This is a genomic window from Streptomyces sp. R-07, assembly GCF_049913175.1.
Classification (GTDB): domain Bacteria; phylum Actinomycetota; class Actinomycetes; order Streptomycetales; family Streptomycetaceae; genus Streptomyces.
Window position 1 is genome coordinate 1242743 of record NZ_CP183978.1, and the last position, 19242, is coordinate 1261984.

Consider the following 19242-nt stretch of genomic DNA (forward strand, 5'->3'; position numbering starts at 1 on the left):
GTTCGGAGGGTCACGCGACTTTCGTGGGCCGTCCACCCCAGCGGAGGCCCTTCTCGCTGCGGATGCGAGCGCGCTCCTTTCGCTGGGCGGCGAGCACGTCTGGGTGACGGGCGTTCTTGTTGCGCCAGCGGAGGTAGGCATGCAGGGCCCGGGTCTGGACCACGTGGTTGCGGTGGTTCGAGTTCGCGCCGGTGAACTGCCGCAGCGGCCCGAAGTGAGCCTCGATCGGATTGGCCCAGGACGCGTAGGTCGGGGTGAAGCACAGCTCGACCCGGTTCTTCGTCGCCCAGCGCCGGATCGTCTCGCCCTTGTGGGCGGAGAGGTTGTCGAGGATCACGTAGATCGGAGCGCCGTCGGGGCGGGCCGCGCGGATCGATCGGAGTGCTGCCAGGGTGTTCGTGGCTCCCTTCTTGCGGCGGTTGACGCCCCACAGGGTGTCGTCGCCGATTGAGTAGCAGCCGTGGAAGTAGCGGACGCCGTGGGTGCGGTGGTAGGTCGCGGGGTGCCGCTCGGGGTGGCCGGCCGGGGCCCAGCCGGAACCGCCGGTGGGTCGGATGCCGAGCGGGCCGAACTCGTCGAACGCGAAGGCCCGGTCCGGGAACCGCTCCAGCACGTGCTCGATGCGGTCGAGCTTGGCCTCGCGGTCGGGGTCCGGGGCCGCGCCCTCGACCTCTACCCGCCCACCGAATACCTCGACCCGACCCAGATCCGCCTGGACCGCGCGACGTGCCTTGCCCGGAGTGGCGAGCCGGAGGAGGCGTACCGCACTGCCACACAGGCCCTGACGGCACTGCCGGACGGGCATCGCACCGGCATGGTCATGAAGTACGCGACTGACTTCAACCGCACGGCCGGACACGCCCAGCTCCCCGCCGGGAGGGAGTTCGCCGAGCTGCTGCGAGCCTGAGCCGAGCTACCGGCCGACGACGGGATTGGCCAGGGCGCCGATCCCGGAGACGTGCACGGCGACCTCGTCGCCTGGGTCGACCGGGCCCACTCCGGCCGGCGTACCCGTCAGAAGCACGTCACCCGGTTCCAGCGTGACCGCCGCCGTGATGTACGCCAGCAGGGAGGCGACCGGATGCAGCATGGTGTCCGTCCCGGCCGACTGCCGCTCCTCGCCGTTCACCTCGCAGCGCACGACGAGCTTCGCCCGGTCCAGTCCGGTCACGATCCACGGCCCGAGCGGACAGAACGTGTCGAACGCCTTCGCCCAGGACGGCTGCCCGTCCTCCCGCTGGATGTCCCGCGCGGTCACGTCGTTGGCGCAGGTGTAGCCGAAGACGTGCTCCAGCGCATGCTCGGCGGGGACGTCGCGGGCCGTACGGCCGATGACGACGGCGAGCTCGGCCTCGTAGTGCACCTCGTGCGACTGGGCCGGGTAGCGGATCGACTCCCCGGGGCCGATCACGGCGACGGCGGCTTGAAGAAGAGTCGAGGGGCGGTCGGCGTGTCCAGACTCAACTCGGCGATGTGGTCGGCGTAGTTACGGCCGACCGCCACGATCTTGCCGGGGCTGACCGGGGCGAGTAGCCGTACGTCGTGAAGCGGGAGGCGGCGGCCGGTGAGTTCCGCCGCTCCCCTCACCGGATCGGCGCTCAGCACCTCCAGGACGTCGTCCCCGCCCTCAGCGATGAGGCGCCCGTGCAGAACGTCGCCCTTCCACTCGAACCTGCCAGCCGCTGCGATTCACCCGTCAGCCTCATGCCTGAACCGTACCTTCGCGCCCGGGTATGGCGGCCTTTCTCCGGACAGGCCAGGGAGAGCCATCGGCCGGTCGCGGTCAGAAGGCGCGGAGGTACACCCGGGCCTGCTCGGAGTCCAGGTTCTCGATGTAGATCTCCATCCACGCGACGTCGCGACGTCGGTAGTCCTTGACACACGGCGGGCAGACACCCGCCCAGAGGGCATCTTTGAGTGTTTTCGGCTCTGCGAGTCCAAGGTGCTCGAAGAGTTCGGACTCTTGTGTCGACTTGATGCCCCATGGCGCCAGCGGCTCTTCGGAGTGCAGGTCCTTGGCGACCTGGGCTGCGGTGGCCTTGCCGGTACGGAAGGAGAGGATGTACTCGTCTTCGCGGGGGTTGACCTGCACGGCACCCTTCACGTCCATGGCGCCCTTCGGGATCTGAATCTTCATGAACGCGGCCGCTTCGGCGGCGCCGGCACCCTTCTCCCAGTACGGATAGGTGCTCTCGCGCGTAGCGCTGCCGGGGGCTCCGGTCGAGCAGGACGTGAGAACCAGCACGGAGATCAGTGCGACGAAGAGGCTTCCGCGCGTCTTGTGTCGCATGTTCACCGGTTCTCCTCGTCGCCCCGCGAGACATCCCCGCGGCCACCCGATCGGCCAGGGTCGGCAGGGTTCACTGTAGAGCTCGAGTCGCCGTTCAAGTCGTGGGTGAACGTCGAGCTGCTACCGCGCATGTCGAACTCCTGGGCGATGCCGACAGTGTGCAGATGCCCCATATCATCATCCTTGATGACGATTCCTCCAGGGAATGTCGTTTTCTTACCTTCATCCCAGTTGTATCGGTCCCATACGTTGACCTGGTAATCCAGTGACACGTCAGGCTTGCCGCCCTCGCCGGGTCTGACTGTGACCATGCCTGAGACGGTCTGCTGGTGCGACCCCAGGGCGTGGTACCAGTCGGTGTCCTTGGTGAACGTACCGCCGTACTGATGACTCTCCACTGGAATGGCGACGGGTTTGTCGCCCCCGGCCTTCTCGAATTCAGCCAGGGCCTTCCTGCGCCACTCTTCCTGGTTTCGCGCGATATGGATCTCTTCGATGTCAGATCGAAACGTGGCGTCGTCGTGCAGCATGCGGTTCACGTCGACGTCGAGCGTTTCGCCGGTGCCGCGCAGGTAGTGCAGCATGTTCCGGGATGCCCCGGTTTCACCGGTGATGTCGCCGACTGTGGCGAGGCCGAGGGCCAAGGCGTGGAAATCCACGTCGCGTGGTGTGGGGTCTTCCACGTTGAAGGGGCCGGAGCCCCGGTCGGGGGAATGCCACTGATACTGCGGGTCCATGATTCCGGCCGCTCGCAGTTCGTCGCCCCGTTCCTGGAGCAGGATGCCGCGGGTGACCGGATTGAGACTGCGCCACCAGGCTGGGACGTCCTTGCGGTCCTTGGGCATGTTGGTGGCCTTGCCGGCCTCTTCCAGGGACGGGTAAGGGCTGGCTTTGGGGTTCCGGTTGAAGCCGTTGAAGGTGCCGTCCATGGGGTCGGAGTCGAGGACGGCGGCATCGAGGGCGAGGCGGATGCCGTCGTCGGCTTCGGTGACCGCCTTGACCGCCTGGACGAGCTTCTCGGCCCAGGCGTTCGCCTGGGTGCGGGCGCTCTGCTGGAAGTCGGGGTCGTGGACGTAGGCCGTGCGCTCGTCCTGGGCGAGCCGCTCCGTGTCGAAAGCGACCGTGCCCTGGTCGGAGACGCGCATGCCCGCCCGGACGGCGTCGTCACGGATCGCCTTGAGCCGGCCCTGCAGGTCGGTGAGCTGGGCGTGCGCGTCACGCAGGACGAGTGCGACGGCCTTCGCCTCCTTCTGCGCTCCTTGGAGTTCCTTGAGCGTGACGGTGAACCTGGCGTTGGCGGCGTTCGCGCTCAGGCCGATCCAGGACTCTCCGAGCGAGACGCCGTGGACGTCCTTCTCGTACTGGTCCTCGAGCGTCTTGAACTTGGCGGCCATCTCCTCCCACTTGCCCGCGGCGGCGGTCAGCGTGGACAGGTCGGTGCTCATGGCTTCGTGATAGGTCGGCATGACTCCCCTGCGGCCGGACTGTCGGCCCGTCAGATGCCTTGGATCCGCGACTGGCGGGCCAGTCGGGCGGCGATGTCGAGTTCGTTGTTCTGCATGCTGATGCCGGTCGCGCTGAGGGCCTGCTTCTCCGAGGACAGGCGGCCTAGCAGCATCTTGACTTGCTTCTCCCACGTCTCGTGGGCTCTCTTCAGCGCGCCGGAGGTGTCCCAGCCGTGGCCATCCTGCGCCCCGAACGCCTTGACCACAGCACCCGTGGTCTCGGACGCGTGCTTGCCGTCCCTCGTGACCCCCGGCTCCAGGTCGTCGTCGATCACTTTCACCGCCGCCTTCTTGGCCGCCGGGCTGGAGGCCATGTCCGGCTTGCCGGCACCGCCGCCTCCCGCCGCCGGGGCGAGCTGGTTCAGGCGCGTCGACGCGGATTGGTGGGCTGTCGTGTCCGCCTTGATCTGCTCCCATTCATCCCAGGCCATGCGTCTCCCCCGTTGGTAGTCCCTCAAGTAACTTACGGAACGTGGACCGCGTACAGAAAGTTAGATCGGGTCAGAGGGCGTTGGAGTGGCTGAATCGCGCCGCGGCCGGTGCACGCTCCTGAAACTGTGCGGGTCGCGGGGCCTGGAGCGAGTGGCTCTTGTCCGTGGAGATCGGATCTGCCCCCCCCTGGACGGTCCCACTGCCGATCACCGCCCGGATGAACCGATCGGTGCGCCACAACCACCACCTGCCGCCGAGAACGTGCGCACCGACGAGATAGGGCCAGATCACGTTCCAGAAGGCCACCAGTAGGACGGCGCTCACGCCCCCGGGGACGACGCCCCCCTTCTCGCCCCTTCCACGAGTCCCTGGAGTTGACCCCTGAGCTGGAGGCGCTGCTCATTCGCCACCTCAGCGCTCCGCTCACCGCTCGCCCGCGTGCGAGGACGCGGGTCGTCAAATCTTCACGCGCTCAGGAATTTGGCGCGGCCGGAAACATCGACTACAACACCACCCACACCGAAAGACACGGCCAACGACCGTGTGAGCGGAGATGGGTGAACAGGTTGGCTCAAATCATCGACAACGGTTCTGTCGTGTCCGGAAAGCGGTGGACCGTCCGCTACAGGGAGCCGGGCGGACGTACCGGGCGTCAGTGGGAGAAGTCGTTCGCCCGGAAGAAGGACGCGGTCGACTTCGCCACCAAGATGGAAGGCGACAAGCGCGAGAACATCTACGTCGACCCCGACGCCGGCAAGGTGTCGCTCCGCCGGTACGCGGACGACTGGCTCGCGAAGAAGACCGCTTCCGCCGGCACCCTCGAGTCGTACGAGCGCATCGTCCGCCTCCACGTGGTCCCCTACCTGGGGAGCAAGATGATCTCGCAGGTCACCGCGGCGGACATCGAGGGCCTGTACGCACGTTGGCGCCGGGATGGGGCGGCCCTCAACACCATCGAGTCCCGGCACATAGCACTCTCGGCGCTGTTCTCCCACGCTGTGCGCCACAGGCGGATTCCAGTGAATCCCATGACGCAGGCCGAGAAGCTGGAGAACCCCGTCATTCCTGTCGACGACAGGAAACTTCCCAGCTTCGACGAGATAACCGCCATCGCCAAGGAGATCGGGCCTCGCCTGTCTCCGGCGGTATGGCTCATGACATGTTGCGGACTTCGTATAGGGGAATCTCTGGGAGTCTTCCCGGAGGACATGCGCGACGGGACCCTGCGAATCCGGCGGCAGGTGATTCGCTACAAGGACACCTCCGGGAAGTACACGCCAAAATACGCTCCGTTGAAGCATCGAAAAGAAGGCGAGTGGCGCGACATACCCGTGCCTGCTTCCCTTGAGCCATTCATCGACCGGCTTCCGATCCGCAATGCGAGCGGCGGAATGCCGTATCCCGATCTTCTACGCAAGTCGTGGGACCGCGCCATCAAGCGGCTCGAGCTTCCCGCATACAACCCGCACGACTTGCGGCATAAATGGACCACCGTGGCCCTGACCAACGGAGTGTCCATTCACGAGGTGTCTCGCTGGCTCGGACATCGTTCGATCAAGGTCACGGTGGACCGGTACGGCCACCTCACGCAGGACGGCCAGGAGCGCTGCCGTCAGGTCGTCGAGACGACCGTCGGGCCGCACATGCTCACACCAGGCCGAGTGCCTGCAGTGCGCGGTGCTGACTTGGTGCTGACTTGACCGGCCAGAAGATGTAGCAGACACCCCCCGTACCGCCTCTGACCTTGCCGTTTGCGTCATAACGCTTGGTGCGGAGCCAGATGTTCTCCCACTCGCGGCGTCGGTAGACCCGGCGGACGGCCTCGTTGCTGGGTGAGGCGGGGTCGTTGGCGATGATGTCGCCTTCCGCCGTGAAGCCGATGACCGTCATCAGGTGGCCCGAGGTGCCGTACCCGGCGCCCGTCAGTTCCTCCTTGCGGAAGGACTGGGACGTTATGGCCGCGATGCCGACGCCGACCAGCGATTCGAGTTCCGTGAGCGAGCGCAGCCTGGTGACCACGGCGTTCATGTCGGGGTAGGTGGCCGCGTAGGCGGCGTTGAAGGGCCAGTTGCCGCAGCCCTGGTACTGGTGGTCGTAGGTGAAGCGGGCCGCGTGGCAGACCTGCGGGTCGGCGAAGGCCGGGTTCACCCAGGCCAGCTGCTCGGCCGAGGGCCGGCGTCCCCAGTACTCGACGATCATCTGGGAGGAGGTCGGGCTGCACCACGCCTCGCCGCCGTTGTCGTACTCGGGGTACTGGCCGACGTGGGTGTTCTGGGAGTAGCGCGGGACGGCCAGCTCGTGGGCGAGGCCGGGCTCGGAGGCCTCGACGGTGAAGCGGTCCGGGATGTCCGAGGCCATGGCGCCGAGCCGCCAGACCGTCGGGGTGAGGTCGCTGCCCGGGGTGCGGTAGAGGGTGAGGCGCAGCCGGTACGAGCGCAGCCGCAGGCCGCTCGCCGCGTCGTCGATCGCGAAGGTGTCGGTCCAGACGGTGCTCCTGCCGTCGGTCTGGTCGTCGACCGAGGTGCGCCGGATGTCGTCGTCGCCGGAGGCCCAGCGGCCCAGTACGTACGAGGGGGTCGCCGTCCCGTCGGAGTACGTGCCGGACAGTTCGACCTGGAGCCAGGTGCCGGGCGGCGTCCGTGCGTTCCAGGAGGCGATGACCTCGGTGGCGGGCACGGTCGAGGTGTGGACGGGCGAGGTCCAGGTCGCGTACTCCCAGGCGGAGGTGCGGCCGGTGTGCGGGTCGGTGTAGTCGACGCGTCCCGCGGGGGTGGCGAGGACAAGGCCGGGGCGGAGACCGGCGACCGCCTGCGTGCCGGCCGCCGCGCCGCACCTCCAGTCGGTGTACGAGGACCAGAAGCGGTTGTCGACGAGCCCGGCGGCGGGGGCGTGGCCCCGCTCGGCGCCGTCGGCCGCGCAGTCGGAGGCGGCGCAGTCGGGGCCGGCCGCCGCGAGGGGTCCCGCGGCGGTGGCGGGGCCGGCGGCGGCCGTTCCCGCGGCGGCCGCGAGCGCGGCGGCGAGGACGGTTCTGCGCGGGGTGGAGCTGGTCATGGGCGGTGACCCCCAGTCGAGAACGGTGGGCGTACGAAAGTGCCGAGGCCTCGGCGTACCGGCCTCTGCACCGGTGGACGGGCGGGGCTGCGCGGGCCCACTATCCCGGCTCCCCGGGGGCCTCCGCCAGCACTTCGCCTCGCGTCGCCGCACCAATATTGGTCTCTACCACTGACGGTGGCACCTCCCTGACCTGCGGCGGTCCCCGCTCCCCTACCCTGGGGCCATGAACGACCTCGACCGCGCGGCGCACGCGCTGCTCCGGCTGCCGCCCTCCTGCGGACCGGTCCGGCTGGTCGCGGTCGACGGCCACGCGGGCTCCGGCAAGTCCACCCTGGCGGCCCGCCTCTCCGCCGCCCTCGGCGACGCCCCCGTCCTCCACCTCGACGACCTGGCCACGCACGAGGAGCTCTTCGCGTGGACCGGCCGGCTGCGGGAGCAGGTGCTGGAGCCGCTCTCGCGGGGCGAGACCGCGGCCTACCGCCCGTACGACTGGCGGCTGCGACGCTTCGGGGAGGCGCGGGCGCTGCCCCCGGCCCCGGTGGTCCTCGTCGAGGGCGTCGGCGCCGGCCGGCGGGTGGTGCGGCCGTTCCTGGCGTGGCTGCTGTGGATGGAGCGCGGCGCCGGGGAGTCCTGGGAGCGCGGGCGCCGGCGGGACGGGCCGGAGCAGGCCTCCTTCTGGGACGGCTGGACCGTGGCGGAGACTCGCCATTTCACCGAGGACCCGTCCCGGCCCTTCGCCGACACCCTGGTACGGGAGTGCCAGGAGGGGTACGACTGGCTTCCCGGGCCGGTCGTGACAGCGGGCGCGCACCAGATCATCACGCACCGTGACGGCTTCATGTCCGTGAACTGAGGGGCCGGAAGTCCGCTTCCGCAAGTGCCTCAACTTCGCTTGACCGACGGGCCGTACAGGTCTTACGTTCTGAATGTGCGGCTTTTCGGAGCCGCCGCAGACACGAAGCCCCCGGTTGTTCCCCCGTGATCGGGGGCTTCGTTCTGCCCCGGAAGCCCTCTCAGGCACCTCTCCAGGCCCTCTCCAGGCCCTCTTCCACCCCCTCCGCGACCTCTGATGCTCACCCAGGGTCACCGCTTCCGGATCATGCGCTTCTCCTTAAGCGCGCACCCCCTGCGCAGGTACGATGCCCCAGGTGCGGTCAAATCCCGTCCATGCGATGACGGTTGTGGGGGACCCGATGGACATCGGCACGCAGGGCTCGCAGGCCCCGGCCGAGCTCGCCTGGCTGCGCGGAGTCGACGCCTACACGATGGGCGCGTATCCGCAGGCTGAGGACGAGTTCCGGACGGCGGTACGGATCGACCCCGGGATGGCGGACGCCTGGCTCGGGCTGCACGCGCTCCGGGTCGACACCACGACCGCGCTGCTGCGCATGTACCGCAACCGCGATCGCTTCGGCGAGCAGCGGTCCCGCTACCGGCGCACCCTGAACTCCTGGTACTGGCTGGGCTGGTGGGTGCAGCCGGTCCTGGAGAGCCCGCGCGACCTGCTGCTCGCGCACGCCTCCCACTGGCTCGACGGCCGCCACGTGCCGGAGCTCGACCGCGCCCTCGCGGGCCTCCCCCCGGTCGACACCGACCCGCAGGTGCGCTTCCTGCACGCCTGCCGCGCCTATCTCGTCAAGGACTGGGACCAGCTCGTCCGGCACACCGAGACCCTCGTCGACGACCCGCTGCTCGGCATCGAGGCGGGGCTCTTCGGCGGCATGGCCCGGGTCCGCCTGGAGATGTACACCCAGGCCGAGCCGCTCCTCTCGGCCTCCCTGATGCGGTGCCGCAGCGAGCAGCCGCAGCGCAAGGAGCTGCGCTACTGGCTCGCCCGGGCCCACGAGGGCACGGGGCGCAGCGCCGCCGCACTGCCCCTCTACCGGGCCGTGCACCGGATCGACCCGGCGTTCATGGACACGGCCGCCCGGCTCGCGGCGATCGCCGAGTACGACGGGTTCGAGGGCTACGACGGCGTGGACGACCCGGCCGGCCTCGCGACGGTCGCGCTGGGCACCCTCGGCGGGGGCCTCGGCCAGGACGCCGTGGACACCGTGCCGGGAGCCGAGCCCGACGCCGGCGGACTCGGGGACGGGCTGCTGCTCGCGCCCGAGCCGGTGCCGCCGGCCGCCCCCGTCACCCCGCCGGAGACCGTACGGCAGAAGGCCCCGCTGCCCGGCCAGCCGATGCCGCCCCGCTTCCCGGCCGGCCCCACCGATCCGGCGCTCCTCGCGGAGGCGCTCGCCGAGCTGGAGGGCATGGTCGGCCTCGAACCGGTCAAGCGCCAGGTCAAGGCACTCTCGGCGCAGCTGGAGATGGCGCGACTCCGGGCCGGTCAGGGCCTTCCGGTCCAGCCGCCGAAGCGGCACTTCGTCTTCTCCGGCCCCTCGGGCACCGGGAAGACCACGGTCGCCCGGATCCTGGGCCGGGTGTTCTACGCGCTCGGACTGCTCGGCGGCGATCATCTCGTGGAGGCCCAACGGGCCGACATGGTCGGCGAGTTCCTGGGCCAGACGGCGGTCAAGGCCAACGAGCTGATCGACTCGGCGGTCGGCGGCGTGCTGTTCGTGGACGAGGCCTACGCGCTGTCCAACACCGGCTACAGCAAGGGCGACGCGTACGGGGACGAGGCCCTCCAGGTGCTGCTCAAGCGCGCCGAGGACAACCGCGACCACCTCGTGGTCATCCTGGCCGGCTACCCCGAGGGCATGGACCGGCTGCTCAGCACCAACCCGGGTCTGTCCTCCCGGTTCACCACCCGGGTCGACTTCCCCTCGTACCGGCCGCTGGAGCTCACCGCCATCGGCGAGGTCCTCGCGGCGGCCAACGGGGACGGCTGGGACGAGGAGGCCCGGGACGAGCTCCGGTCGATCAGCGGGCACGTCGTCGAGCAGGGCTGGATCGACGAGCTCGGCAACGGCCGCTTCCTGCGGACCCTGTACGAGAAGTCCTGCGCCTACCGGGACCTGCGGCTCTCCGGGTACCCGTCGACCCCGACCCGGGAGGACCTCGCGACCCTCCGGCTCGCCGACCTCATGCAGGCGTACGGCGAGGTGCTGTCGGGCCGCGGTCCGGTCGACCGCGGCCCGCAGCAGGAGCCCCCGGGGTACTAGGGCCTGCCTTTCGGGTCAGGCCGGGCCCTAGACCGGCTGCACGCGGTGGGCGGGGTCGCGGACCTCGCCCACCAGCATCTCCAGGACGTCCTCCAGGGCGACCAGGCCGAGGATCCGGCCCGAGCCGTCCGCGACCTGCGCCAGATGGGTGGCGGCGCGGCGCATCACGGTGAGGGCGTCGTCGAGCGGCAGTTCTGCGCGGAGCGTCGCCATCGGGCGCCACAGCCGCTGCGGCACCGCCCGCTCCCGCTCCTCCAGGTCCAGGACGTCCTTCACGTGCACGAAGCCCATGAAGGTCGCCCGGCCCTCGGCGCGGACCGGGAAGCGGGAGTACCCGGTCCGTACGGTCAGCTCCTCGATCTCGCGCGGGGTGACCGACGGCGGGACCGTGACAAGGGAGGCGGGGGCGATGAGGACGTCCGTCACCGGGCGGCTGCCCAGTTCGAGGGCGTCCTCCAGGCGCTCCTGCTCGACCGGGTCGAGCAGTCCCGCCTGGCCCGCGTCCTCGACGAGACGGCCGAGCTGGACGCTGGTGAAGACCGCCTCCACCTCGTCCTTCGGCTCGACCTTGAACGCCCGCAGGACCAGCCGGGCGCAGGCCCCGAGCGCGGCCGTGACCGGTCGGCAGAGCCGGGCGAAGCCGACGAGCCCGGGGGCGAGCCAGAGGGCGGTGCGCTCGGGGTCGGCCATCGCCAGGTTCTTCGGGACCATCTCGCCGATGACGAGGTGGAGGACGACGACCGCGGCGAGGGCGATGACATAGCCGAGCGGATGGATCAGCCCCTCCGGGACACCGATCGAGTGGAAGACCGGTTCGAGGAGCTGGGCGACGGTCGGCTCGGCGACGGCGCCGAGCGTCAGGGAGCAGACGGTGATGCCGAACTGGGCGGCGGCCATCATCTGCGGCAGGTTCTCCAGGCCGTGCAGGACCTGCTTGGCCCTGGCGCCCCCGAGCGGCTCGATCTGGCTGCGCCGGACGGAGACGAGGGCGAACTCGGCCCCGACGAAGAAGCCGTTGGCGAGGACCAGGAGGACGGCGAAGAGGAGTTGCAGCGTGCTCATCGGACCGCCTCCGCCGCGACGGGCACCGGGCCGGGCACCTGGGCGGAGACCGGCGTCCCGAGCGGGTCCGTGCCGGTGCCGGACACCTCGGCCGAGTCAGGGTCGGGGGTCGTCCGGACGATCCGTACGCGCTCGGCGCGGTAGCGGTCGACCTGGCGCACCGAGAGCCGCCAGCCGGGGAGCTCGGCCCGGTCCCCGGGGGCCGGGATGCGCCCGAGGAGATCCGCGACGAGCCCGGCGACGGTCTCGTACGGCCCGTCGGGCACGTCGAGGCCTATCCGGCGCAGGGTGTGGACGCGGCAGGAGCCGTCGGCCTCCCAGGCGGGACGGCCGTCCTCGGCGGGCGCCGCGGCCAGCTCGGGCCGCCCGTCGGCGGCGGTGTCGTGCTCGTCGCGGACCTCGCCGACGAGCTCCTCGACGATGTCCTCCAGGGTGACGACCCCGGCCGTGCCGCCGTACTCGTCGACGACCACCGCGATCGGCTGCTCCCGGCGCAGCCGCTCCAGGAGCGGCTGGGCGGGCAGCGTCTCGGGGACGAGGAGCGGCGGGACCGCGATCCGTCCGACGGGGGTGCGCAGGCGGGCGTGCGGGGCGACGGCGAGCGCGTCCTTGAGGTGGACCATGCCGACGATCTCGTCGATGCGGTCGCGGTAGACCGGGAAGCGCGAGAGGCCGGTGGCCCGGGTGAGGTTGAGGACGTCGGCCGCGGTGGCGTCCCACTGGAGGGCGCTCACCTTCACGCGCGGGGTCATGACCTGCTCGGCGGTGAGGCCGCCGAGGGTCAGGGTCCGTACGAAGAGGTCGGCGGTGTCCTGTTCCAGGGCGCCGGCCTGGGCCGAGTGCCGGGCCAGCGAGACGAGCTCGCCGGGGGTGCGGACCGAGTCCAGCTCCTCGGTGGGCTCGACGCCCAGGAGCCGTACCAGCCGGTTGGCGACCCTGTTGAGCAGGGAGATCACCGGCCGGAACAGTGCCGAGAAGTGGCGCTGCGGGGTCGCGACGAAGCGGGCGACCTGGAGCGGCCGGGAGACCGCCCAGTTCTTCGGTACGAGCTCGCCGACCACCATCTGGACGGCGGAGGCGAGCAGCATCCCGATCACCACCGAGACCCCGGAGACGGCCCCGTCGGGCAGTCCGGTCGCGGTGAGCGGCCCGTGCAGCAGCCCGGCGAGCGCGGGCTCGGCGAGCATGCCGACGACGAGCGAGGTGATCGTGATGCCGAGCTGGGTGCCGGAGAGCTGGAAGGAGAGCTCGCGCAGCGCGGTGACGACGGTGCGGGCGCGCCGGTCGCCGGCGGCCGCGGCCCGCTCGGCCTCGGCGCGCTCGACGGTCACGAGACCGAACTCGGCGGCGACGAAGAAGCCGTTGGCGAGGATCAGGAGGAAGGCCGCGACGAGCAGCAGAAGGGAGACGATCATGCCGCCGCCTCCGGGGAGGGGGCGGCGCAGGTACTACCGGACGATCCGTCCATTGCTGGAGGGAGTCACTCCTCAAGTCGTTGGGTGGTCTCGCGGGCCGCGGCTGCGGCCCTGCACACGCGAGACGGTGGTGCCGCTCGGCACCACCGTCTCCAGAGTAGTCACGGACATGCCCCGAGGGGCAGGGGGTCGGCCCCGGATGGGGGACGGACCGGGGATTCCCCGGGTACGGCTCGGGGTCTCAGCCGGTTTCCGCGCCCGTTCCGTGGCTGTCCGCGAGGGCCCGCAGGGCGCGGGCGTCGCGGATCGCCGATTCCTTGGCGATGCCGGGCTGGATGCCCAGCGCGGGCAGGCTGGTGCCGTCGCTCAGGTCGAGGAAGACCCAGGGGTCGCCGGGGCGGAGGTTGACCTTGAGGATCTCCGCCCAGGCGAGGCGCCGGGTCCTGGTGATGTTGACGACCGTGACGCCCTCGTCGTCGGCGACGACCTTGGGACGGCTCAGCAGGACGAGGACTCCGGAGAGCAGCGCGGCGGTGAAGACGAAGCTGACGCGCTCCCCCGGTCCCAGCCGCTCCAGCATCATCGCGACGGCGGTGATGACGACGAACATCGCCAGGCCCATGGTCAGCAGGATCGCCCGGGTGCGACCGGGGCGGAAGGTGACCGGGAGGGTGGGCGTCGTGGGCTGCGACATCGGGGGTTCCTCAGTGCCTGGTGGGACGTGCGGGCCGGCAGCCGTCAGAGGCGGCAGGCGTGGATGGCGGTGGTGAGGATGGCGCGGGCGCCGATCTCGTACAGGTCGTCCATGATCCGCTGCGCCTCCTTGGCGGGGACCATCGCGCGGACGGCGACCCAGCCCTCGTTGTGCAGGGGGGAGACGGTCGGCGACTCCAGGCCCGGGGTGAGGGCGACGGCCTGCTCCAGGTGCTCGGCCCGGCAGTCGTAGTCCATCATCACGTAGCTGCGGGCGACGAGGACGCCCTGCAGGCGGCGCATGAACTGCTGCACCTGCGGGTGGTCGTCGGTGGCGCCGTGGCGGCGGATGACGACGGCCTCGGAGGTCAGGATCGGCTCGCCGATGACCTCGAGGCCCGCGTTGCGCAGGCTGGTGCCGGTCTCCACGACGTCCGCGATGACCTGGGCGACGCCCAGCTGGATCGCGGTCTCGACCGCGCCGTCCAGGTGGACGACGGAGGCGTCGATGCCCTGGTCGGCGAGGTGCTTGGCGACGATGCCCTCGTAGGAGGTGGCGATCGTCATGCCGCCGAAGTCCTCGGGACCGTTCGCGGTGCCCGGGCGGGTGGCGTAGCGGAAGGTGGAGCGGCCGAAGTTCAGCGCGAGGATCTCCTCGGCGCTGGCTCCGGAGTCCAGGAGCAGGTCACGGCCGGTGATGCCGATGTCCAGCTTCCCGGAGGCGACGTAGATCGCGATGTCCTTCGGCCGCAGGTAGAAGAACTCGACCTCGTTGTCGGGGTCGATCACCACCAGCTCCTTGGACTCCTTGCGCTGGCGGTAGCCGGCCTCATGGAGCATTGCCGACGCAGGTCCGGAGAGGGAACCCTTGTTGGGGACGGCGATGCGCAGCATGGGGTCAGCTTCCTTTGCCTGGGAGTTCTGGGGAGTGTGGGACGCGTGTGCTCAGAGGTGGGCGTAGACGTCGTCGAGCGAGATCCCGCGGGCGACCATCATCACCTGGACGTGGTACAGCAGCTGCGAGATCTCCTCGGCGGCGGCTTCCTTGCCCTCGTACTCGGCGGCCATCCAGACCTCGGCGGCCTCCTCGACGACCTTCTTGCCGATGGCATGGACGCCCTTGTCCACCAGCTCCGCGGTGCGGGAGGTGGCCGGGTCGCCGGTCTCTGCCTTGAGCTTGAGCTCCGCGAAGAGCTCTTCGAAGGTTTTGTTCGCCATGATGGTCCTAAGGGTACGGGGTAAGGGTCGCGTGACTAGCGCCAGGGTTCGCTGACCGTGCGCAGCGTGGTGGCGGTGGCGACGGCGGCGGTGACCGCTTCGTGGCCCTTGTCCTCGGAGGATCCCTCGAGGCCGGCCCGGTCGAGCGCCTGCTCCTCGTTGTCGACGGTGAGGACACCGAATCCGACGGGTACGCCGGTGTCGATCGAGACCTGGGTGAGGCCGTGGGTGACGCCCTGGCACACGTACTCGAAGTGCGGCGTTCCGCCGCGGATGACGACGCCGAGCGCCACGATGGCATCGTAGCCGCGCCCGGCGAGGACCTTCGCCACGACCGGGAGCTCGAAGCTGCCGGGGACGCGCAGCAGCGTCGGCTCGTCGATGCCGAGCTCGCTCAGGGCGCGCAGGGCGCCGTCGACGAGACCGTCCATGATCTTCTCGTGCCACTGCGCCGCGATGACCGCGACCCGGAGGTCGCCGCAGTTCTTCACGCTGAGGACGGGTGCGCCCTTGCCGCTCATGTCTCTCCTAGCCGATTTCGTACGTACGTGATTACTGGTTGCCGCAGGTGGAGGCCGGGGAGCCGTCCAGCCAGGGCAGGTCGTGCCCCATCCGGTCCCGCTTGGTGCGCAGGTACCGGAGGTTGTGCTCGCCGGCCTGGACCGGCATGGGCTCGCGGCCCTCGACCCGCAGGCCGTGCCGGGTGAGGGCGTCGATCTTGTCGGGGTTGTTGGTCATCAGGCGCAGGCTGCGGACGCCGAGGTCGCCGAGGATCTGCGCGCCCGCGGCGTAGTCGCGGGCGTCGGCGGGCAGGCCGAGCTCCAGGTTGGCGTCGAGGGTGTCGCGGCCGCGCTCCTGGAGCTCGTACGCGCGCAGCTTGGACAGCAGGCCGATGCCGCGGCCCTCGTGGCCGCGCAGGTAGACGACGACGCCGCGCCCGGCCTCGGTGATCCGGTCCATGGAGGCCTGGAGCTGGGGTCCGCAGTCGCAGCGCAGCGAGTGGAAGATGTCGCCGGTGAGGCACTCGGAGTGGACCCGGACGAGGACGTCCTCGCCGTCGCCGATCTCGCCGTGGACGAGGGCGACGTGCTCGACGCCGTCGACGGTGGAGCGGTAGCCGTACGCGGTGAACTCACCGTGTGCGGTGGGGAGATGGACCTCGGCCTCGCGGCGGACGGTCGGCTCGGCGGAGCGCCGGTAGGCGATCAGGTCCTCGATGGAGATGATCGTCAGGCCGTGCTTGCGGGCGAAGGGGACCAGCTCGGGCAGGCGCAGCATCACACCGTCCTCGCCGGCGATCTCGACGATCGCGCCGGCCGGGCGGAGCCCGGCGAGGCGGGCGAGGTCGACGGCGGCCTCGGTGTGTCCGTTGCGGACGAGGACGCCGCCGGGCTTGGCGCGCAGCGGGAAGATGTGACCGGGGCGGACGAAGTCGGAGGGCTCGTGGCTGCCGGAGGCCAGCATCCGCAGGGTGGTGGCGCGGTCGGCGGCGGAGATGCCGGTGGTGACGCCGTGGGCGGGGGACGCGTCGACGGAGACGGTGAAGGCGGTCCGCATCGACTCGGTGTTGTGCTCGACCATCTGCGGGAGTTCGAGGCGCTCCAGCTCCTCGTCCTCCATGGGGGCGCAGATCAGGCCGCGGCACTCGCTCATCATGAAGGCGACGATCTCGGGGGTGGCCTTCTCGGCGGCGATGACGAGGTCGCCCTCGTTCTCGCGGTCCTCGTCGTCGACGACGACGACGGGGCGGCCGGCGGCGATGTCGCGGATGGCCTGCTCGACGGGGTCGAGGGCGAGGTCGGTGGCGTCCCAGAGGGGCAGCGCGCTCATGCGGTGGCTCCTTCCAGAGCGGAGGTCGTGCGCGTCCGGAGCCACCAGTCGCGCATGCCCCAGATGACGAGGGCGAAGTAGATGACGTAGACGAGGCCGGAGAAGGCGAGGCCGCTGTTGAAGGCGAGCGGGACGCCGACGAGGTCGACGAGCAGCCAGGCGAACCAGAACTCGACGAGGCCGCGGGCCTGGGCGATCATCGCGACGAGGGTGCCGACGAAGATGTACGCGTCGGCCCAGGGGCTCCAGGAGAGCGACGGGTAGAGGGTGAAGAGGCCGCCGACGGCGAGGGTGCCGAGGGCCGCGCCCGCGAGGAGCAGGCCGCGCTCCTTCCAGGTGGCGAAGCGGACGGCGATGGAGCCGTCCTGTGCCTGCTGCCTGCCGCGGTTCCACTGCCACCAGCCCCAGGCGGCGACGCCGATGACGAGGAGCTGCTTGCCGACGCCGCCGGCGAGGTGGGCGGAGGCGTAGGCGCCGACGAGGATGACGCCGGAGAGCAGCTGGGCGGGCCAGGTGAGGATGGAGCGGCGCCAGCCGAGCGCGAGCGCTATGAGGCCGATCGTGTTGCCGATCATGTCGGACCACATGATGTGCTGGCCGAAGACGGTGAACGCCTGGGAGTTGAGCCAGTTCACTTCTCGTTCTCCTTGGCGTCGGTGCCGAGCAGCCGCTCGACGTACTTGGCGATGACGTCCACTTCGAGGTTGACCGGGGCGCCGGACTGCTTGATGCCGAGCGTGGTCAGGTCGAGGGTGGTCGGGATGAGGCTGATGGTGAACCAGTCGTCGGCGACCTCGACGACGGTGAGGCTGACGCCGTCGACCGTGATCGAGCCCTTCTCGACGACGTACCGGGAGAGGTGGGCGGGCAGGCCGACCTTGACCAGTTCCCAGTGCTCGGACGGGGTCCGCTCCAGGATCGTGCCGGTGCCGTCGACGTGGCCCTGGACGATGTGACCGCCGAGGCGGCCGCCGACGGCCATGGGCCGCTCCAGGTTGACGCGGGAGCCGACTTCGAGGGCGCCGAGGCTGGACCGCTTGAGGGTCTCGGCCATGACGTCGGCGGTGAACTCGCCGTCGCCGTGCTCGACGACCGTGAGACAGACACCGTTGACGGCGATGGAGTCGCCGTGCTGGGCGCCTTCCGTGACCAGGGGGCCGCGCAGTCGGAAGCGGGAGGCGTCCTCCAGCTGCTCGACGGCGACGACCTCGCCCAGTTCTTCGACGATTCCGGTGAACACGGTCAGGCTCCCTTGAGGGTGGCGGTGATGCGGATGTCGGATCCGATGTGCGCGGTCTCGGTGATGTCGAGCCGCAACGCGTCGGTGAGGGTGGTGATTCCGGCGTCGGCGAGGGCGGCGGGGCCCGCGCCGAGGAGGACCGGGGCGAGGTAGCCGACGACCTGGTCGACGGCGCCCGCGGCGACGAAGGCGCCCGCGAGGGCGGGGCCGCCTTCGAGGAGGATCGAGCGGACACCGCGCGCGTGCAGGGCGTCCAGGAGGGCGGGGACGGCGAGGCCGCGCTCGGCCCTGGGGAGCCGTACGACGTCCGTGAGGGTGGTCTCGGCGTCCTCGGCGATCGCGATCAGGGTGGGGGCGGCCTCGTCGAGGACCCGGGCGCCGGGCTTCACGGCGGTCGCCTCCGTGTCGACGACGACCCGCAGCGGCTGTACGGCGCCTTCGATGCCCCGTACGGCCAGATGGGGGTCGTCGGTGCGGGCGGTGCCGGAGCCGACGACGACGGCGTCGGCCTCGGCGCGCAGCCGGTGGACGTCGGCCCGGGACTCGGCGGAGCTGATCCAGCGGGAGGTGCCGTCGGCGGCGGCGACGCGGCCGTCGAGGGTGGCGGCGTACTTCCAGCGGACGAAGGGGCGGCCGCGGCGCACGGAGGTGAGCCAGGCGATGTTGCCGGCCTCGGCCTCGTTCTCCAGGAGGCCCTGCCCGACCTCGATCCCGGCGGCGCGGAGGGTGTCGGCACCGCCCGTGGCCTGCGGGTTCGGGTCGGCGACCGCGTACACGACCCGGCTGATCCCGGCCTCGACCAGGGCCTGGGCGCAGGGGCCGGTGCGGCCGGTGTGGTTGCAGGGTTCGAGGGTGACGTACGCGGTGCCGCCGCGGGCCAGGACGCCGGCCGCGCGCAGGGCGTGGACCTCGGCGTGGGGGCCGCCGGCGCGCTGGTGGAAGCCTTCGCCGACCTGGTGGCCCGAGGCGTCGGTGATGACGCACCCGACGACCGGGTTGGGGCTGGTGGCGCCGAGACCGCGTGCGGCGAGCTCGACGGCGCGTCGCATGGCGGTGATGTCGGCCTGCTGGGCCACCGGGTCCTCCTGCCTCTTCGGGCACGGACTCCGGGGCCTGTCGATGACGACAGAGAGCGGGAAGGACGCCTCGCACAGGGTGCGCCGAGGCCGCTGTCCTGCGGGTACGCCGATCGAGTACGACACGGCGACCAGCGGACGTACGGCCGGCACACCCCTGTAAGGGGTCACCCGCCGCGCACTGCCTCCCATCCGGACTTTCACCGTCGGTCCAGGAATCTCACCTGGTCAACCGGCCGCTGGCTTGCGGACGGGTCGCGGACTATACCGCCGGTTCGGAATTACACCGACCCCGGAGTGCGCTGCTGCTGATA

Annotated in this window: 18 protein-coding genes, 2 pseudogenes and 1 riboswitch; of the genes and pseudogenes, 4 read left to right on the forward strand and 16 right to left on the reverse strand. The window is 70.7% G+C overall.

Going from position 1 to position 19242, the window contains the following annotated elements:
• Positions 1-10: 10 nt before the first annotated feature.
• A pseudogene (locus tag ACN9M0_RS05505) lies at positions 11-658 on the reverse strand (transposase); the annotation flags it as partial.
• Between ACN9M0_RS05505 and ACN9M0_RS05510 the strand changes: the two are divergent.
• Entirely contained in the window at positions 614-907 is a 294-nt protein-coding gene (locus tag ACN9M0_RS05510) for a hypothetical protein (protein ID WP_366038646.1), read from the forward strand. The pseudogene ACN9M0_RS05505 and the gene ACN9M0_RS05510 overlap by 45 nt on opposite strands.
• Before the next feature lie 6 nt (positions 908-913).
• Here ACN9M0_RS05510 and ACN9M0_RS05515 read toward each other — a convergent pair.
• From ACN9M0_RS05515 to ACN9M0_RS05530, 4 genes and pseudogenes are all read right to left on the reverse strand, one after another.
• Positions 914-1689: pseudogene (locus ACN9M0_RS05515) on the reverse strand (fumarylacetoacetate hydrolase family protein).
• Positions 1690-1783: 94 nt separating this feature from the next.
• Positions 1784-2290, reverse strand: coding sequence for a hypothetical protein (locus ACN9M0_RS05520; RefSeq protein ID WP_366038572.1), 507 nt, complete (start codon positions 2288-2290; stop codon positions 1784-1786).
• A gap of 2 nt (positions 2291-2292) precedes the next feature.
• Positions 2293-3735, reverse strand: coding sequence for a hypothetical protein (locus ACN9M0_RS05525; protein ID WP_426403222.1), 1443 nt, complete (start codon positions 3733-3735; stop codon positions 2293-2295).
• Positions 3736-3785: 50 nt separating this feature from the next.
• Positions 3786-4226 carry a hypothetical protein gene (locus ACN9M0_RS05530; RefSeq protein WP_366038570.1) on the reverse strand — a complete coding sequence of 147 codons (441 nt, stop codon included), beginning with the start codon at positions 4224-4226 and terminating at the stop codon, positions 3786-3788.
• A gap of 375 nt (positions 4227-4601) precedes the next feature.
• Here ACN9M0_RS05530 and ACN9M0_RS05535 point away from each other — a divergent pair, with 375 nt between their 5' ends.
• Positions 4602-5927, forward strand: a complete 1326-nt coding sequence (locus ACN9M0_RS05535) for a tyrosine-type recombinase/integrase (RefSeq protein ID WP_366038569.1) — start codon at positions 4602-4604, stop codon at positions 5925-5927.
• Here ACN9M0_RS05535 and ACN9M0_RS05540 read toward each other — a convergent pair.
• Positions 5875-7278 (reverse strand): C39 family peptidase, encoded by a 1404-nt coding sequence (locus tag ACN9M0_RS05540; protein WP_426403223.1) that lies wholly within the window; start codon positions 7276-7278, stop codon positions 5875-5877. The two genes, ACN9M0_RS05535 and ACN9M0_RS05540, sit on opposite strands and share 53 nt — an antisense overlap.
• Positions 7279-7504: 226 nt before the next feature.
• Between ACN9M0_RS05540 and ACN9M0_RS05545 the strand changes: the two genes are divergently transcribed.
• Together ACN9M0_RS05545 and ACN9M0_RS05550 are read left to right on the forward strand one after the other, a co-directional pair.
• Complete coding sequence (locus tag ACN9M0_RS05545) at positions 7505-8134, forward strand: uridine kinase family protein (protein WP_426403224.1); 630 nt, start codon at positions 7505-7507, stop codon at positions 8132-8134.
• Between the two features lie 340 nt (positions 8135-8474).
• A complete protein-coding gene (locus tag ACN9M0_RS05550) occupies positions 8475-10394 on the forward strand; it encodes an AAA family ATPase (protein ID WP_366038645.1) in 1920 nt (639 codons plus the stop codon).
• Between the two features lie 27 nt (positions 10395-10421).
• On the opposite strand, the gene ACN9M0_RS05555 is transcribed toward ACN9M0_RS05550, so the two are convergent.
• From ACN9M0_RS05555 to ribD, 10 genes are all read right to left on the reverse strand, one after another.
• Positions 10422-11456, reverse strand: a complete 1035-nt coding sequence (locus ACN9M0_RS05555; RefSeq protein WP_426403225.1) for a hemolysin family protein — start codon at positions 11454-11456, stop codon at positions 10422-10424.
• On the reverse strand, positions 11453-12871 hold the full coding sequence (locus ACN9M0_RS05560; protein WP_426403226.1) for a hemolysin family protein: 1419 nt from the start codon (positions 12869-12871) through the stop codon (positions 11453-11455). Before ACN9M0_RS05560 ends, ACN9M0_RS05555 begins: the two co-directional genes overlap by 4 nt.
• A gap of 241 nt (positions 12872-13112) precedes the next feature.
• Positions 13113-13565, reverse strand: coding sequence for a PH domain-containing protein (locus ACN9M0_RS05565; protein WP_366038564.1), 453 nt, complete (start codon positions 13563-13565; stop codon positions 13113-13115).
• A gap of 44 nt (positions 13566-13609) precedes the next feature.
• Positions 13610-14458, reverse strand: a complete 849-nt coding sequence (hisG, locus tag ACN9M0_RS05570; protein ID WP_366038563.1) for an ATP phosphoribosyltransferase — start codon at positions 14456-14458, stop codon at positions 13610-13612.
• A gap of 51 nt (positions 14459-14509) precedes the next feature.
• Complete coding sequence (locus tag ACN9M0_RS05575) at positions 14510-14782, reverse strand: phosphoribosyl-ATP diphosphatase (RefSeq protein WP_030551960.1); 273 nt, start codon at positions 14780-14782, stop codon at positions 14510-14512.
• 35 nt (positions 14783-14817) lie between these two features.
• The gene (ribH, locus tag ACN9M0_RS05580; protein WP_024760819.1) at positions 14818-15303 is read right to left on the reverse strand and encodes a 6,7-dimethyl-8-ribityllumazine synthase; all 486 of its coding nucleotides are present in this window, start codon (positions 15301-15303) and stop codon (positions 14818-14820) included.
• Between the two features lie 31 nt (positions 15304-15334).
• On the reverse strand, positions 15335-16612 hold the full coding sequence (locus tag ACN9M0_RS05585; RefSeq protein ID WP_366038562.1) for a bifunctional 3,4-dihydroxy-2-butanone-4-phosphate synthase/GTP cyclohydrolase II: 1278 nt from the start codon (positions 16610-16612) through the stop codon (positions 15335-15337).
• Entirely contained in the window at positions 16609-17199 is a 591-nt protein-coding gene (locus tag ACN9M0_RS05590) for a nicotinamide mononucleotide transporter family protein (RefSeq protein WP_426405284.1), read from the reverse strand. Before ACN9M0_RS05590 ends, ACN9M0_RS05585 begins: the two co-directional genes overlap by 4 nt.
• Before the next feature lie 44 nt (positions 17200-17243).
• Positions 17244-17852, reverse strand: a complete 609-nt coding sequence (locus tag ACN9M0_RS05595; protein ID WP_366038561.1) for a riboflavin synthase — start codon at positions 17850-17852, stop codon at positions 17244-17246.
• Positions 17853-17854: 2 nt separating this feature from the next.
• On the reverse strand, positions 17855-18928 hold the full coding sequence (gene ribD, locus ACN9M0_RS05600; RefSeq protein WP_366038560.1) for a bifunctional diaminohydroxyphosphoribosylaminopyrimidine deaminase/5-amino-6-(5-phosphoribosylamino)uracil reductase RibD: 1074 nt from the start codon (positions 18926-18928) through the stop codon (positions 17855-17857).
• Between the two features lie 174 nt (positions 18929-19102).
• A riboswitch (FMN riboswitch) is annotated at positions 19103-19233 on the reverse strand.
• Between the last annotated feature and the right edge of the window lie 9 nt (positions 19234-19242).